The organism is Stygiolobus azoricus, from assembly GCF_009729035.1.
Taxonomy (GTDB): Archaea; Thermoproteota; Thermoprotei_A; order Sulfolobales; family Sulfolobaceae; genus Stygiolobus; species Stygiolobus azoricus.
Genome location: NZ_CP045483.1, coordinates 1,382,356 through 1,397,998, shown reverse-complemented (window position 1 = coordinate 1,397,998; position 15,643 = coordinate 1,382,356). Strand labels below are relative to the sequence as shown.

At 38.8% G+C, this 15,643-nt stretch carries 16 protein-coding genes and 1 pseudogene; 10 read left to right on the top strand and 7 right to left on the bottom strand.

Features of this window, described 5'->3' with window-relative positions; genetic code table 11:
• The first annotated feature begins 936 nt into the window (after positions 1-936).
• Positions 937-1,269 carry a hypothetical protein gene (locus D1868_RS07630; protein ID WP_231112342.1) on the top strand — a complete coding sequence of 111 codons (333 nt, stop codon included), beginning with the start codon at positions 937-939 and terminating at the stop codon, positions 1,267-1,269.
• Positions 1,250-1,654, top strand: a complete 405-nt coding sequence (locus D1868_RS07625; RefSeq protein WP_156007064.1) for a hypothetical protein — start codon at positions 1,250-1,252, stop codon at positions 1,652-1,654. The genes D1868_RS07630 and D1868_RS07625 overlap by 20 nt, the downstream gene beginning before the upstream one ends.
• Here the strand turns inward: D1868_RS07625 and D1868_RS07620 are convergent.
• Positions 1,605-3,230, bottom strand: a complete 1,626-nt coding sequence (locus D1868_RS07620) for an NCS1 family nucleobase:cation symporter-1 (protein WP_156007061.1) — start codon at positions 3,228-3,230, stop codon at positions 1,605-1,607. The two genes, D1868_RS07625 and D1868_RS07620, sit on opposite strands and share 50 nt — an antisense overlap.
• 325 nt (positions 3,231-3,555) lie before the next feature.
• On the opposite strand from D1868_RS07620, the gene D1868_RS07615 reads away from it, so the two are divergent.
• Positions 3,556-3,837, top strand: a complete 282-nt coding sequence (locus D1868_RS07615; protein ID WP_156007060.1) for a phenylacetate--CoA ligase family protein — start codon at positions 3,556-3,558, stop codon at positions 3,835-3,837.
• Positions 3,838-3,844: 7 nt separating this feature from the next.
• Here the strand turns inward: D1868_RS07615 and D1868_RS07610 are convergent, their stop codons facing one another.
• Positions 3,845-4,162, bottom strand: coding sequence for a hypothetical protein (locus D1868_RS07610; protein ID WP_231112341.1), 318 nt, complete (start codon positions 4,160-4,162; stop codon positions 3,845-3,847).
• A gap of 633 nt (positions 4,163-4,795) precedes the next feature.
• Between D1868_RS07610 and D1868_RS07605 the strand changes: the two genes are divergently transcribed.
• Both D1868_RS07605 and D1868_RS07600 read left to right on the top strand, forming a co-directional pair.
• Positions 4,796-5,770 carry a DUF973 family protein gene (locus D1868_RS07605; protein WP_156007056.1) on the top strand — a complete coding sequence of 325 codons (975 nt, stop codon included), beginning with the start codon at positions 4,796-4,798 and terminating at the stop codon, positions 5,768-5,770.
• A gap of 315 nt (positions 5,771-6,085) precedes the next feature.
• Complete coding sequence (locus tag D1868_RS07600; protein ID WP_156007054.1) at positions 6,086-6,349, top strand: hypothetical protein; 264 nt, start codon at positions 6,086-6,088, stop codon at positions 6,347-6,349.
• 271 nt (positions 6,350-6,620) lie between these two features.
• On the opposite strand, the gene rnhA is transcribed toward D1868_RS07600, so the two are convergent.
• Positions 6,621-7,076 carry a ribonuclease HI gene (rnhA, locus tag D1868_RS07590; RefSeq protein WP_156007050.1) on the bottom strand — a complete coding sequence of 152 codons (456 nt, stop codon included), beginning with the start codon at positions 7,074-7,076 and terminating at the stop codon, positions 6,621-6,623.
• Between the two features lie 302 nt (positions 7,077-7,378).
• Between rnhA and D1868_RS07585 the strand changes: the two genes are divergently transcribed.
• The gene (locus D1868_RS07585) at positions 7,379-7,834 is read left to right on the top strand and encodes a peroxiredoxin (RefSeq protein ID WP_156007048.1); all 456 of its coding nucleotides are present in this window, start codon (positions 7,379-7,381) and stop codon (positions 7,832-7,834) included.
• A 239-nt stretch (positions 7,835-8,073) separates the two neighbouring features.
• Positions 8,074-8,415 (top strand): DUF2173 family protein, encoded by a 342-nt coding sequence (locus tag D1868_RS07580; protein ID WP_156007045.1) that lies wholly within the window; start codon positions 8,074-8,076, stop codon positions 8,413-8,415.
• A gap of 165 nt (positions 8,416-8,580) precedes the next feature.
• Here D1868_RS07580 and D1868_RS07575 read toward each other — a convergent pair whose 3' ends face one another.
• Positions 8,581-8,907: a hypothetical protein gene (locus D1868_RS07575; protein ID WP_156007043.1), complete on the bottom strand. Its 327-nt coding sequence runs from the start codon at positions 8,905-8,907 to the stop codon at positions 8,581-8,583.
• Positions 8,908-8,917: 10 nt separating this feature from the next.
• Positions 8,918-9,601, bottom strand: a complete 684-nt coding sequence (locus D1868_RS07570) for a cupredoxin domain-containing protein (protein WP_156007041.1) — start codon at positions 9,599-9,601, stop codon at positions 8,918-8,920.
• A gap of 274 nt (positions 9,602-9,875) precedes the next feature.
• On the opposite strand from D1868_RS07570, the pseudogene D1868_RS07565 reads away from it, so the two are divergent.
• Positions 9,876-10,105 (top strand): annotated as a pseudogene (locus tag D1868_RS07565) (hypothetical protein); the annotation flags it as partial.
• A 34-nt stretch (positions 10,106-10,139) separates the two neighbouring features.
• Here D1868_RS07565 and D1868_RS07560 read toward each other — a convergent pair.
• Entirely contained in the window at positions 10,140-11,237 is a 1,098-nt protein-coding gene (locus tag D1868_RS07560; protein WP_156007038.1) for an acyl-CoA dehydrogenase family protein, read from the bottom strand.
• A 78-nt stretch (positions 11,238-11,315) separates the two neighbouring features.
• Between D1868_RS07560 and D1868_RS07555 the strand changes: the two genes are divergently transcribed.
• Positions 11,316-13,178 carry an AMP-binding protein gene (locus D1868_RS07555; protein ID WP_156007036.1) on the top strand — a complete coding sequence of 621 codons (1,863 nt, stop codon included), beginning with the start codon at positions 11,316-11,318 and terminating at the stop codon, positions 13,176-13,178.
• Positions 13,175-13,981 (top strand): amidohydrolase family protein, encoded by an 807-nt coding sequence (locus tag D1868_RS07550; RefSeq protein WP_156007034.1) that lies wholly within the window; start codon positions 13,175-13,177, stop codon positions 13,979-13,981. Before D1868_RS07555 ends, D1868_RS07550 begins: the two co-directional genes overlap by 4 nt.
• Here the strand turns inward: D1868_RS07550 and D1868_RS07545 are convergent, their stop codons facing one another.
• Positions 13,982-15,445: an amino acid permease gene (locus D1868_RS07545; RefSeq protein WP_156007032.1), complete on the bottom strand. Its 1,464-nt coding sequence runs from the start codon at positions 15,443-15,445 to the stop codon at positions 13,982-13,984. It lies immediately after the preceding gene.
• Positions 15,446-15,643 lie beyond the last annotated feature (198 nt).

Genomic DNA, 15,643 nt, shown 5'->3' with positions numbered 1-15,643 from the left:
TATGGAAGCCAGTAAACCAGTTCAGAAAGCTGCATTACTTCCTACTAAGTATTCGGTAAAGCCTGGTATTGTAATTCCTGCATACTTGTATGCATCAATTATAGTTGCCAGGATATAACCTATAAGTCGTATGCGTCTGTGAAAAATCCCATCCCTGCAGTATACCATATCTTTATATGTGTAAAAGTCAGTTTTAGGGAATCTATCGGCTTAAATAGGGATTCCGGCCTATTCATGGTTTTATACATAGATAGAAAGTCTACTTAAAATATTCTCTACATAGTTTAAGTAGTAAATAGAGTGATACATAGTTATATAGTTATATATAGTGAAAAAATGATTATTGAGTATAAAGTAGACGATAATAAAGGACTAGTTATGTTAAGTAGTTAAAATTAATCCGTAATACACTGCCGTTCATTCATTAAGTTAATACTTTACATAATTTAATTTAGGTCTCAATAGTGTGAACTAATTTTAATTATTATTATTTTTCTATTTATTGAAAGTTGTAATATTAAATATTAATTTTAATTAGGAAAGGGATAGGTATGCTTCAATTCAAATTTCGTGATAATTAATTTGAATTAAATCGTAAGCAGTAGTAACACACTTGTTAATCCGTTATCCTGACGTTTTGTTAACTCTGTTAATGCTCCTAATGTGAGTCATTAGGAATACAGTTATTTTTAATTACACTAAAAATTATAATTTACGTGCTTATTACGGGTTGTTAATGTAAATAGACCAGTTCTTACAAACGATGTAGTATTTATCAATTACGACGACTTCGTAAGACTAGGAGACGAGACATACTTAAGGGTACTAGCATCTGACAAGAAATGGGATGAGATTAGTAAAAGTTACTTTTACTATATTGTAAATAAGCTAAGGGCTCTAGGTTTACTTATAGACAACGCGTTATCCTTTAAAGTCTTGTTACCTTATAAGCCCTCTCATAACGGTCTCTCAGTTACAGAAGGAATAGCATTCGTAACGCAAGACAAGAAACTTATCTATTATAACGCTGAAAATGAAACATATAAGTGCGGAGGATGTCCAGTAAATTCTGAATGTCTTTTAGGAGTAAAGTCTTTGGCTAAGGAAATGGAGGTAAAAATAAGGAACGAAGAGCTAGATACTGCTTGGCTCTCAGTAATCGAAAGTGTTAAGGTTCAAGTTATGTCTAATCTACGTTTCCTAAGGGCTAAAGCAGATCTAGAAGAAGTAAAGGTGAATGAGGTTGAGTATGCTAAAGAGAGTTTATAAACTTTCCCTTTTTACAAATTTACTACTTGTCGTAACATTCTCTCTAGGTCTAGCTAGAGCTCTCGCAGATGCTGGGAAACTCAAGGTCAGTTTCTCAGAGGGCTTCCTCTACCTTCACGTGAGCTTTGCCGTAATAACTGGTGCGTTGTCACTTGCTCTGTTTAAGCTAGCTTACAATACTGGTCTTCTCTTCCCACGTCTCCTAGCTTCCGTTAACCTTATCGCCATAGGAATAGCAGGGATTTCGGGACTGACTGTTCTATTAACGCGTAACGATTTGTTCGCTACCCTAATGCTTTACTCATTTGAGGTTTCCTTCGGCGTCTCCTCCGTACTCATAGGGTATCTTTACTGTTTCTATCGTCATCTTTCTGAGAGATGTTAAATATCTTTTTTGTAACATCAGAGTAGTAACCAGTAATAAGTGAACCACTTAAGTCCTTCTGGTATTTTGGAATTACCCACAGTACCATTAGCGGTGTATAAATTAGACCTGAAGCTATGAAAGAAAATACCCATGCGTTACTTAACAATATGTTTTCTCCACGGTAAGGTAAATACAGTATTAAGGAAACAACTAGGAACGTTATTACAGCAGCAGGGTTTACTCCTTTCCAGTATCTAAATCGTCCATTGGATAAGAAAATGTCTAATAATTCGAACTTAAACCTCCTTATCAAGGCGTAATCGAAGATTATTATTCCCTCCACACTTCCCAGCAAACCACCGTAAGTCAACAACCAACTCTCAATATAGCTATAAGCGTTACCATAGTAACTCCACGCTCCTAATGCTAAACCTATAACGATTAGGATCAAGGACCCCTTAAACCACGTTAACTTCTTAGGGAAAGTATTGGCTATATCGTAAGCGGGGCCTACAGCGTTAGCGAATACGTTTACCGTGAATGTAGCTAAGATGAAAGTGAAAAGCACAAAGACGTTTAGGGAAGGTGGCATATGTAAGGTCACAAGGACTATTGGATCCCAGATAGGTTGTCCGTAGAGCTTGAGGGAAGAAGCAGTAGTCATAGTTGACATAGCTGCGATAGATAACATGAGGAAGGGCATTGGTATTTGTCCTAAAGTTTGGGCTATTTGACTTTTAGCAAATCTTGTGTAATCAGGCATTGTTATAGCCATAGTAGCCCAGAACGCGATGTTGGCATTTAAGAAAGCTAACATGCTGAGGAGGTTGCCAGAAGAGGTGGATAAAGAAAGAATGTTAACGTTCCAATTCACTTTTTGCATGAAGTAAGACCACGTTAAGAGATATCCTAAGAGTATTATAGGTCCGCTCAGTCTTGCCAACCACTTTAATACGGGCTGAGCTTTAGTTATTGGTGAGAAGTAAAAGACCAATATCTGGGCTAATATGACTATGGCAAAAGTGCCCCAAAATATGTTCGGGAAGTCCTTACTCAACACGAAAGGATAATCGGCATAGTGAGACACAGTATAGGCTATAACGTTAATTTTACCCGTCATGATTGCGTAGATAGCAGTTGTAGCCTCAGTAATGATGTAAGACTCTATGCCCCACCAACCAGCTCCTATGACAGCCCTGAGCCAGCTTGGGAATATTGCTCCGTATATTCCCCACCTCGATCTAGTTAGTTGCGGTTCAGCTAAAGCGTACCTTGCTCCGCCGTGAGATTGGATTATCATAGGGACTAAGACAATTACGTTTCCTAAGAAGACGATGAGGATCGATTGTAACGCATTTAAACCCATGACAATGCCTACACTCGCTAAAGTCCAACTGGGTATTATAAATGCCATTGATACCCATATTAGGAAATAAGTTAAGGGACCCCATGTCCTCTGCTTGACCGGGACTGGGTGAATATCTGCGTTCCACAAGAATCTCTCTTGGGGTAATGCTATTGTTAACTCAACTTGACCTTTTTCTGGATAATATCTCGTTACTTCAAGTGGGTTAATAGCTTGATCCTCACTCATTTCCACAAACGTGTGAAATCCTAACTTTTAATACTTTCGTAAAATAAATCGCGTATTTTCCTAAAAAGAGTTAGCCTGACTCGTACGTTCTATTTCACAATCCTAACTTCCCCCTGGAATTTATTGGAAACTTTACATTCTTTCAACATGTTGAAGCTGTTGACTATTAAATCTGACAGTTTTAGGGTATTACAGTGGCTTTAAGTTAGTTTTTCGAGATTTCTACTATTCTCGGAAACGGAATTTACTAGTTAAATTTGAAGTTAAGAAATAACAACGTGGATAACTAGGCAGCGAAATAAGGAGAATAAAAAAGCTAATTAACATGACCTATGGACGGGTGAATGACGTAATATTTTACAAGGGGGTAAAGATTTATCCAACGGCGATAAACGAGGTGTTAGTGAAGTATCCGGAAATTAGAGAATACCAGTTGGTATTTACTAAGGAGCCTGCTAAGTTCGAGATACTGATCGAAACGGATAAACCGTCTGAAGAGTTGATAGCTGCAGATATTCAAGCTGTAGCTTTCGTTCATGCAGATATCCGGTTCGTGAAAGGTCTACCCAGGTGGGAGGGAAAATCTAAAAGAGTTGCCATAAAGTAATTTTTTCTTACCTCAGTTGGTTTTCATTTAGGCTCATCTTTTCTACTTCCAGTTGGGTTAGAATGTCCAGTACTTTTCTCATGTAAATCTTCACGAAATAGTATATGTGAAAACTCCTAAATTCTTCTTCATTCACCTTAATGGTCTCGATGTATTGTTCTGGTGTGTAATACTTAACGTTGTACTCCTTTCCGTTTACCACTAGTTTTTCTGGTACTGGTTTCTTTGACACTATTAACAAAGTATCTTCTTTTATTCCTGCTAATTGGACGTACCATTTGTCAACTTGCTCCAAAGCGGTAAGAACTATTTCTTTTTCGTCCATAATATATTTCTTTATTCAAAGAATATTTAACTTATTTCCTTGACGATAGAGGCGTAATACATTATAACTTTACACTGGACATATCATTAAACGGGCATCAGAACGGACGAGTATGCCGAAGGGGGGAGCAGTTATAATGTTAGGGATCTGAAGTCTCCACATTGAAAGGATTAAACTTTTAGCCCTCTTAACATCTGTTTTTGTAAAAATTTCCACGAATGGTTCTTCCCTTTAGCGAAATGGGTTCATTTCAGGTACTTAGAGATTAGATGATGGTGTAAAACTATGTTGGGGTTATCTCGTTCACAAGGTTAGGTAAAAGATATGGTAATAACGAAATATCGGTTAATAGTGATTACCTAAGCTAAAGTTAAGAATAGTAACGTTCTTAAACGCGATCATTAAGGCTATGTTAATTCCCGTAATAGGCTAAAGATGTATTTTAGCCAAGTAAATCTAAATTTACGTCTATTGTATTAATCAACGTCAATCGCTCTATATAATGAAATGATAAATAGCATTACCTTAAAACTCAAAACACTTTTTAACAATTCTAAGTTTTTATATTAAATTAATTTCTAAACTAGAATATAGGAGTAGATTTATATTTCAATATTAAGAAATTACACTTATATGAGCAATCCATTACCTAACTCTCCATATTATCAAGACGTTAATGCACTGCAGCAATTAAAGGACGCATCTTTGTGGTTTATCATTATCACGCTTTTAGGATATATAGGACTTTTCGCAAGTGTTGGTGCAATAGTTTCCATAGTTAGTTTAATACTACTATTTATAATAGGAATTCCTAAACTGAGAACAACATTCCAATCGTTTGCTATGACTGGGAAAGATGTTAATAACGGCTTCACTGGGTTAAAAATACTACCATTTGGAATACTGATATCCTTTATAGGGGGTTTATTGGCCGTTATAGGTGTAGCTGCTTCTATATTTAGTGCGAGTAGCTTAGCGTTAGCTGCTATAGGAGGGGTTTTAGCATTACTAGGTGCAATAGTCACTTTCGTAGGTTACTTGCTGATAGGCATAACAATATACAACTTAGGAGGGGTTTATTCAAACGATATGATGAAGATTGGTGGAATCTTAATAATTATACCAGGTATTTCCTTTATAGGCTGGATATTAACATATATAAGCGTAGACGAGATAGTGAGAAGACTAACGTACGGACCGAGTAGTGGATATCCGGCTTCAGCTTATCCACCTGCTGGAACTCCCCAAGGAGGGTATCCCCCGTATAGCACTCAACCAACATACGGCTCGCAACCTGTTCCTAATATACCCCCTGCAAGTACTGATGTATATCAGATAGGGATAGGTCAAATTAACCAAAACGGTGAAGCCAAAGTAACCCTTATGGCGAATAGATACGGTTTATCAATAACTGGAGCTTCTATTGAAAGCACTACTATTTACACTACTCAAGTGTATCCAAGCACCTTAAATCAAGGACAAAATGAAGTCACTATAAGATTTCCTCAGGCTACGAATTTAACACCCGGTAACACTTACATCGTCTTATTATATTTATCTAACGGTCAGATGGTAAGGACTGTAGTAAAATTTAATCCGGGTTTCTAATAACTTTAAAACTATTTCGATCCTTTTTTATGAGTAAATTGGTGTAGTTCTTCTTTCATATAATAAAGATTTTCTTAAAACGTACAATGTTTTTAAATTTCTCCTCACAGTTAACGTATAAGCACTATCGGGATTGTTTTAGTTAATCAATGAGGCTTTATTCTTAGAGATTCTGCTTTGTAAATATAAAAAACTTATAACTTGCTTTAGCAAATACGTTGTTGAATACCAATAATAATCTCTGATCATCTTGATCCAGATGTTGATTTTTATGCGCCACCGGGAACTGATTCCACGCAAGCATTTCAAGAATTCATGCTTCTGTCTAAAGTTTACGGCGTAGATAATCTATTAGTTAGAGGTAGATTGTATGCATCCGATTCATTACCTATAACGCTTGAACCTTCTCTTCATTTCATCGTAGAAGTTGACGGACTCGGTGTAAATACTTCAAACAACGGAAATACTCCTCCAGTGTTTATAACGGGAACAGAATATTCGTTTATTGAAATTCAGACAGTAACAAGTAATAATGCCGTGGTGCAAACATCAATAATGGAAGTATCTACCTTTGGTTAGATTGTAGCGTTTAAAAACATGAGACTAGTTAACTTAACCTCTCAACAATGGTTTTATGTATCAGTCATTAACACATAATGTTAACATCGTTTTCCTTTAATAACGCTCAGTTTTTCACTAATGCTCAACTTCTTTATATCGGATTAGTTATATTCACAAATTGCTACTCTAATGGCTCACAAATATATCTCTCCAGTAAAGAAGAACCGAAAGCCCTTCTAAGGCTGGGAGGAGTCAGTCTATCAGCTGCTTACTATTATTAAACGTATTTTTAATGATCAAAAATTTTGCATCCTACATCAGTAAGTTTTCCTTTTACAACTAAATCATAAGCAACCCTACTTAGGTAATCTGCTTCGGTGTTTAACTCTCTAGGCACCCATTCTACTTTAGCATCTAATTCCTCTTTCAACTCTAAAGCCCTCTTATATAAAGGTATAATTCTCTGTGCCTTAACTCTATACTCTCCGTTTAACTGCTTTACCACAAGTTGAGAGTCGCCTCTAATTATAGGCTGAAATGCATTGAGTCTTTTCAGCTCCTCCATTAGGCATATTATTCCCGTATATTCAGCTACGTTATTAGTAGAGTCCTTTGAGAAAGGCTTTGCAGCTAGCCCATAACCTTTTATTTTTTCTCCGTTATCCAAGATTATGAGATAACCGAAGGTTGCTATTCCCCCTGGGTTTTTTGGCTCGCATAATCCGTCAAAGTAACCCACTATCACAAGGTTCATTTATCTTGTAGTTTTGTTTAAAAAATGTTATTGCTAAGTTAGATTTCAGATCACATGGATCCTGATGTAATCTTTTACGTCCCTCGAGGGGAAGACTATACAGAGATTTTCTAGAAGCTTATGAACTTTCCAAGATTTATAGAGTTGTTCATCTAGTAATTAGAGGTAGACTTTTCATTTACGCTTAGCAAGTGCTAGTTCCTTTATATTTATCTCTTTACAATACGTTATAGAAGGAGACGGTAGGACTATTTTGTAAGCAAAATTAAATACGAAAAATACGTTAAGATCATGTGAAACTAAAAATAGGTGATCAGGCTCCTGATTTTGAAGGAATTACTGACGAAGGAAGAAAAATAAGACTTTCGGACTTCCGAGGGAAGTTTGTAATTCTCTACTTTTACCCTAAGGACGATACTCCAGGATGTAGAGTTGAAGCAATGTCTTTCCGTGATAGGTATAATGACCTCCAGAGGCTTAGCGCTGTTGTAATCGGTGTAAGCGGTGATAATGTAGACTCTCATAAAAAGTTTAAGGAGAAATATAAATTACCGTTCATATTGGTATCTGACACAGAAGGTAAGATAAGGGAGTTATACAGCGTCAAAGGCTTACTTATACCGCCTAGAGTGACTTTTGTGATAGACACCGATGGGCGAATTATCCATATTTACTCCTCTCAGTTAAACCCTTCATCTCACGTAAGTGAGGCACTAAAAGTGATAAGGGAATTAGAGAGTATGGGATAGTATAAAGTTGGAGTAAATAATTAGAATTTTTACCTTTTAAATTATTCTTATTAAAATTAAAGAATTTTATTATATAAACTTTACTATCAAAACATTTCATAGTCTTTAAGTCTACTATGAATAATTTATCATTATTATCATGATAGAATGAAAAGAAATATGTTATAATTTATTTGAAATTAAAAAGAGTTTTGCAAAAATCTTATATTAATAATTGATATAATAAAAAGTGAACAAAAATGAGTGAGGAAAAACTCGAAAGGTTAATGAAGATAAAGGGAGTAATAGCTGCAGGTCATTTCTCGGCGGATGGTAAATTACTGGGATACAAAGGTGACATACCAAAGGATATAGCTGAACTAGTAGCCAAGATGTGTGCAGCAAACACGTTGATGGGTAGTATGGAGGCAGAAGGATTCACCATGTTAACTAAGATGAAGTGGACACCGTTCCACGGCTGGGCAGTAGCAGCAGGTGACTATGCCGTATGTGTTATGGGACACTATGGAGTGTTTGTAAAGTTATCCGAGGCCGACTTCAATCTAATATTCAAGGAACTGGGAGAAGTAGCAAGATCTTGAGAACCAGAAGTTATCGTTTTCTTTTTTCTTTTCTTTATATTCTTCCTCAAGAGTATTGAACATTTATGACTACGGAAGAGACTATGTGAGGTAACATGAGGAACTTTAGAATCTCTTAACTCTATTAAACTTAGGGAGGTCTATAGTTTACGTAACAAAAATGTTTTAACTTCTTTTTGACAGTGCCAAAATCCCAGCTATTAACAATAACACGAACGAGATTCCGAATAAGCCGAAAAATACGGGTAAAGACAGAACGGCAGCAATAAGGAGCAATATTCCTCCTATTTGCCTATCATTAATGAGTGAACCAATGAGACCCAGAACTAGAGCTGGTATTGCTATTAAGAAGGGAAATCCGAAATGCATAGGACCTCCGTAATACCCCATCATGCCTCCCATCATTCCACCATAATAAAACATGGGCATGATAAAGAATCCCAATATAAGGAGAAGTGAACCTATTAGACCTAAGACTTGATAGTTTTCCATATTTATCTCCTCATGCTACTATTATCTCCCCGTACATTCCACCTTCAGCATGACCGGGATAAGTGCAAATATACCAGAACTCTCCTTGGTGTAATGTAAAAGTGTACTGAAATTCATGGGCATAGCCGGTCTGATAGTTAGCTGGAGGTAGAAGAGGCATCATAGTTATGAACCTACCACCATTCATCATTCCTCCTTGCATCATTCCTCCTCCCATCATTAGGTTGTAGGAATAAGGAGGAGCTTCAGTAGTTATGACGAAATTGTGATAATCCCCAGCATCTAGATTAATAACGGTCACATGAATTGTAGCACCTTGCGGGATTATTAAGGTCGGGTTGATTAGCCCGTATATTACAAACACATTTCCATCAGTAGGAGAGGGTCTACCCGTCAAGTTTTCAGCTCTTTTATGACCCATTGTAAGAACTACTAAGTTTATCTCTTGAGATGTAAATACAATACTGTTATTATTTGTAAATACGTGGACATAGCTTGGAGGTGATTTCATTAAAGTTATTGCTTGTTGAACGGGAATTAACGTACCGTAGGTAGTTGGATAGCCGTTCCCATTATAACTTTGTGAATAAGGACTTAGCCCGTAATTACCGAACATATGGTTCATTAGTGCGTATCCGCCTATACTTGCACCAAGTGCTAAGACTACAATTATTCCAATTAATAACATTTTCATAAATTATAATATTTCACTCAAAGTTAATACGGCTATCTGACATTAAACGGGAAAACGAGTTATGGAAAGACTCTGTCTTCGAACTCTTTCCCTAAAGGATAAGGGTTCTCTTCCAGTAGTTCTCGTCATTGGCTCCCGGGCTATGTTTGGTGGGAAGTTAGTCATGTGGCTTGGAAAACCGTCTGAAAGAGTGGGGCTGAGTCCTTTTTCATAACAATAGAAGTCTTTTTATATTCATTGAAATTAATTTCGTGAAAAAGATGATGAGAACTAAGGAGGTTTACCAACCCGATGGGGGCAATGCCCCAAGGGGAGGGAGAAGTGGTTAGGGATGTTGTGTTGAACCTACGCCTACGGGGTGATGGGAGCAATGTTCCAAGCCCAGTACATGGTGATGTGAGCACCGTGCCGTTGGGCTCGAAGGAGTCCCATGACCCACCTGGTAGGTGGTTGAGGGCTAAGTCCCTACACTTGATACATAAAATGATTGAAATGAGAGTGTAGGGACAAACGGGATTATCATATACCCTCTTAACTCTTATTCTGAAAAGTATTTGAGTCCCTCTTTATTAATTATCTTGAAGATTATCCCTAACTGTACTTCATCTGTCCCCTCTCCTATTCTTCCTAATCTTACATCTCTGTAAGCCCTCTCGCATTTAGTTCCTTTAGCATAACCCATTCCACCCATGATTTGTACAGCTTTATCCACAATGTCGGTCGCAATTCTCGTTGACAAATACTTCAACACCGCAATTTTTCCTTCGTCCTTGAAAACGTCCTCAGTCTTGGCTACCGACTTTAATAACGCATTAAGGGAAGCTAGCTGAGCTACACTTTCTGCCAAATACCACTGTATACCTTGCTTTTCCACGAGTTTGGTTCCAAACAGTTCCCTACTCTTTGCCCACTCGAGAGCTTCCTCTAAAGCTCCTTCAGCTAAACCTAGAGCTATCGCTGAGATCGCAACCCTTCCCACTAGAAGGGCGTACTTGACTACCTCCCAGCCCTTGTTAACTTCACCTACGATATTGTCAGCTTCACAGTTGTTGAACTCAACTTCAGCCGTACCAGTGCCTCTGTTTCCCATCACTTCTATCTTATTCACCTTTACACATTCTCCTTTTCGTACTAGAAAAGTAGTTATAGACTTAAGGCCGTTTTCTCCGGTCTTTGCCGCAACGAGGTACACATCGGCATAAAGACCTTGAGTAGTCCACATCTTCTTCCCTTTGATCACCCACTTCCCGTTGACTTTTTCTGCCCTCGTCTTAATTGAAGCAACATCACTTCCTCCCTGAGGTTCGCTGAGGGCGAAAGCACCTATTAACTCACCCTTGGAAAGCGCATTCACAATATACTTATCTCCCCCATAAACTCTCAGTGGTTCTGTTACCAGTTCGCCCTGAGCGTCTTGTATGAGAGCTACAGAACCGCTAACCTTAGCAATTTCCTTCAAGATCAACGCCGTGTCAAGTAGGCTAAGCCCTTCGCTCATAGGTGCTAAAAACCCCATCTCCCCCATTTTTCTTACTAACTCTCTGGGGTACCAGTCCTCTTTGTCAATTCTTACTGCCAAGGGCTCTACATGTCTTTTCACGAATTCCCTTATGGAGTCAAAGATCAGTTCGTTCATATGTTATCTTTTGAAATAATTGTTAATAAATAAATGTGCAAAGTAAAATATATATGACAACTTATGTAATATAATTTTATGGACGCTAAGTTTTATGGTTTAGAGAAAGTGATCAAAGAATGGGAGGAAGCTAAAAAGAACCCTGAGAAATTCTGGGCTGAAAAAGCGAAGCTGATAACATGGTTCAGGAGACCTGATAAGATTATTGAAGGTCATCCACCTTTCGAGAAGTGGTACGTAAACGGGTTGTTGAATATATCTTATAACGCCGTTGATAGGCATTTACCAGAAAAGGGAGATAAGGTAGCATTTTATTGGGTTAACGAGAGGCTTGAGAGCAAGGCAATATCTTACAGAGACCTATACTTTGAAGTGAATAGAGCAGCTTACGTATTAAAGGAGTTGGGAATAAGCAAGGGTGAGAAGGTCTCGCTCTTAATGCCGAGTATCCCAGAAGCTTTATACTTCTCTTTAGCTGTTCACCGTTTAGGCGCTACTCTAGTCATCCATTACGTGGGGTTAAGTGCTGAGACACTATCCTATAGGCTTAACGATTGTGACTCTAAAGTAATAGTAGTAGCTAGTAAGGGCTTCAGGAACGGAAACGAAATAAGGATAAAAGACTTCGTCGATAAACTACTTAACGAGTATAAGACTCCGGTAGAGAAGGTTCTGGTCGTGAAGAGGGGCTATGATGACTTTAACGTAAATAAGAGGGACATAATATACGAGGAGGTTAAACCCAGGGGTAAGGTGGAAGTTGAGCCGATAGCCGTAGAAGCTAACGAAGTTGCCACAATATATTACACATCAGGCACAACAGGCAGACCAAAAGGTCTCACTCACACCAACGGCGGTTACGTAGTAGCATTAAACACGTCATTCAAATTGATCTTTGATCCAAGACAGAATGACGTGTGGTGGACTATTTCAGAGCTTGGTTGGCCAGTATGGCCCATGGCCAACGTGTACGTGATACCGGTCATGGGATTAACAGGTGTGCTCTTCGAGGGGTATATCGGTTATAAGCCCGACTTATTCTCAAGAATCGTCGAGAGATTCGGTGTGTCGTTAGTCTGGTCGTCCACAACGACCTTATATACGTTGAAGAGCTTAGGAGAGGAGTCTGTAAAATCGGGGGACATATCTACTTTAAGAATGATACTCAACACGGGAGAACCGTTAAACGTGGGGGCGTGGATGTGGTTGAGAGAACACATGCCTAACGTATATATAGCAGACGCGTATTGGATGACGGAACACCTCTACCCGGTCGCGGCTACTCCTTTCGGAATAGCAGAGATCCCATATAAGCCTGGTTCTGCGGGGATTAAGTTCCCAGGGTCAGAATTCGTAATAGTAGATGATGAGGGTAAACCTCTACCCCCTCAGAGTAAGGGCTATATCGTATTAAAACCGTATAGCCCGGCCTTAGCAAAGATGCATAAAGATCCTAACGGTGAAAGAGTAGTCAGGACTTATTGGTCTAGGTTTCAAGGTTATTTCTATACTGGTGATTACGGATATGTGGACAAAGACGGGTATTTGTACGTTTTGGGTAGGGCAGATGACGTGATAACAGCAGGGGAAAGAATAGGGACTATGGAAGTAGAGAGCGTGGTAGTCACACATCCAGCAATAGCTGAGGCTGCAGCAGTGGGTTACAAGAAAGATGGAGGCGAAGGGATATTAATAGTAGCAGTACCTAAGAAAGGTGTGTCTGAGAGCCCAGAACTGGAAAACATGATCAAGGAGTACTTGAGGAACAGCGGTTATATTGTTGATAAAGTAGTGTTTGTTAGGCGTCTACCGAAGACTAAGAGCGGTAAGATAATGAGAAGACTGCTGAGGGCTTTAGTCAGGGGAGAAGAAATAGGTGATATATCTACGTTAGACGACCCCTCAATAATAGAGGAGTTGAGGAAAGCATTAGGGCAATAGATTTCCACTTTCACGCCCCAGTAAAGGAGTTCCTCAGATATCTCGGTGAGTATGCTGAACCTACACTAAGATATTTCAACGCAAAGGTCGAGATAAAAGACCTAAAGGTTATCTTAGATGAAGTTGAAACATTAGGTATTGAAAGAGTTGTTATATTGCCTATAGACTCTACCACTTTCATGGGAAGAAGGATTCCAAATGAATTGATTGCAGAGATTAGAGATCCACGAGTTATAAAGTTCATCTCGGTTGATCCCTTAAAGCCAAATGCAGTTGAGGAGCTTGAAAAGGCGATAAAGGAAATAGAACCTCAGGGTGTTAAGTTTCATCCTCAGTTACAAGGATTTCATCCCTTAGACGAGAGGGCTATGAAGCTATACTCAGTAGTAGAAAAACACAACCTAATCGCTGTATTTCATACGGGCACTTCAGGCATAGGGGCTGGAGTAAAATCGAACATAAGGCTCGACTACGGTAGGCCAATATATTTCGATGAGATTGCGGTGAGGTATCCAGACTTGAAAATGGTCTTAGCCCACTTCGGCTGGCCGTGGACAGAAGAAGCTATTGCTATTTCACTACACAAACCCAACGTCTATTTAGACTTATCCGGTTGGGCACCAAAGTACATTCCTAAAGTTTTGTGGGACAATTCAAAAAGGCTAGCTGACAAGCTAATTTTCGGTTCTGACTTCCCCCTTATCAGTCCGGAGAGGTGGTTAAAGGAGTTTGATGCTATACCTATCGACGGTGAGATAAAAAAGAAGATACTGAAGGACAACGCAGAGCGTTTGATAAGATGATCATTCTGGAGGGATCTCCTTGTATATCTCCGATAATTCAATACCCTGTTTTTTCCTAATCTCTTTTGACGTTAAGTAAGTCACTGTCCCGGTCAAAGGTGGTATCACTATTGTAGCTAAGTTAAAGGCTGTATTACCTTGGAATATTACACTTCCGAAGGAGCTATTCAGGAACCCATAAAGCACTGTTAATACTACTACGAGAGATAACGTGAAAACCGATAACAGAGACGTAACAAGGATTTTGTTGTCGGATTTTCCGTATTTTATCGAGGATATTGCTACGATTAAGTAGTTCCAAATTACGAACCAGAGACCGTCAACTGCAAAGCTAACTGAGTAACCCAGATATACTTCTAAGAAGTTGAAAAGCATTGAGAGAGCTAGAGAGAACACGAGCGAGTATATAGGTATACCTCTCCTGACCTCAGCGAAGAACGAAGGAAGTAATCTGTCAAAGGACATGGAAAACAGTATCCTTGACGAAGCCCCAACGTTTATCATTGCGTATAGCACGTACCAACTTAGGGCTGAAATCACTAAGAATACCACGATGTACGGGTAGTTCAAAAAGGGATAAACGGCAAAGGAGAGGATGGACGAAGTTGACATTGGTAGGCTCCATCCGTTAAGTACGTAATTAATGTAATTTTGCTTACCGAAGCCTCTTTCGATCCCTATCACTAATAATAACGCGAACAGTGTTGCTACAGCGTAGGAGATAAGGTAACCAGCTATGAAGCTCTTTTTAACCCTCTTTATCTCACCGGCGAAGAACGCTGGAGCGTTAGTAAAGGCAAACATGGAAAGGACAAATATTGAGGAAAGAGATAACGTCTGTAAATTTACGTGAGGTGAAGTGAAGACTGGATAGCGATTAACTGTGAACAGTCCTACTATCATGAGGATTGTTCCTGCTATTTGAAGTAAAGTCAAATATCGGAACATCTTAACATAAAGTCTCTCCGATGACGATATGATGAAAACAATGAATATAACTAATGTAGTAACTACGAAAAGCTCTAGAGGAGAGGAAGTTATTGCATTCCCAATGTCTATCAAACCTTTGTTACCTAGCACGTACCCTAGTGATTGTAAACCTGGCACAATTACCATAATTACCTCTAACATAGCTAAGACCGGGAAACCCATAGTAAAAGCCATGATAAGCGACATACCTAGAACACTACCCAAGAACGGTCCCATAACCCTAGATACGAAAATATAGTCACCTCCGGATCTCGGGATCAAAACCGTTAATAAGTAGTAATTAATGACTACCGGTACCATTAATAATGCGCCTATGATCACAGCTAATGTCCAACTGGCTTCGGGTAGAAAGGCTGCTACGAAGAGAGGGTAGGCTACGCCTGCTGCAGGACCGAGAAAGGAGAAGTTAAGTGCAAACGCGTCAAAAGTGCTGAATTCCTTGACGAAACCGGTAGACTCACGGAGGAATTTCATATTCGTGAGAGTAACAGCCTTATTTAAAAAGTTAAATATTAAAGAGGAAATGATTCTACGCTAAGAAAACACGTCAAAGTTCTTAACTAGTATGGGTACAATACGTTTATTACGGAAGACTATGAGATTTTTAAAAACTTTTAGGCGAGACGCATAAGGTATAATCTAACGTGTTATCCCTTTTGGATTACTGTAGGC

Coding starts and splice junctions, on each gene's coding strand:
- D1868_RS07625 (WP_156007064.1), top strand. CDS start 1,250: ATGCTAAAGAGAGTTTATAAACTTTCCCTTTTTACAAATTTACTACTT.
- D1868_RS07570 (WP_156007041.1), bottom strand. CDS start 9,601: ATGAAAATGTTATTAATTGGAATAATTGTAGTCTTAGCACTTGGTGCA.
- D1868_RS07615 (WP_156007060.1), top strand. CDS start 3,556: ATGACCTATGGACGGGTGAATGACGTAATATTTTACAAGGGGGTAAAG.
- D1868_RS07560 (WP_156007038.1), bottom strand. CDS start 11,237: ATGAACGAACTGATCTTTGACTCCATAAGGGAATTCGTGAAAAGACAT.
- D1868_RS07600 (WP_156007054.1), top strand. CDS start 6,086: ATGCTTCTGTCTAAAGTTTACGGCGTAGATAATCTATTAGTTAGAGGT.
- D1868_RS07620 (WP_156007061.1), bottom strand. CDS start 3,230: ATGAGTGAGGATCAAGCTATTAACCCACTTGAAGTAACGAGATATTAT.
- D1868_RS07555 (WP_156007036.1), top strand. CDS start 11,316: ATGGACGCTAAGTTTTATGGTTTAGAGAAAGTGATCAAAGAATGGGAG.
- D1868_RS07610 (WP_231112341.1), bottom strand. CDS start 4,162: ATGGACGAAAAAGAAATAGTTCTTACCGCTTTGGAGCAAGTTGACAAA.
- D1868_RS07605 (WP_156007056.1), top strand. CDS start 4,796: ATGAGCAATCCATTACCTAACTCTCCATATTATCAAGACGTTAATGCA.
- D1868_RS07580 (WP_156007045.1), top strand. CDS start 8,074: ATGAGTGAGGAAAAACTCGAAAGGTTAATGAAGATAAAGGGAGTAATA.
- D1868_RS07545 (WP_156007032.1), bottom strand. CDS start 15,445: ATGAAATTCCTCCGTGAGTCTACCGGTTTCGTCAAGGAATTCAGCACT.
- D1868_RS07575 (WP_156007043.1), bottom strand. CDS start 8,907: ATGGAAAACTATCAAGTCTTAGGTCTAATAGGTTCACTTCTCCTTATA.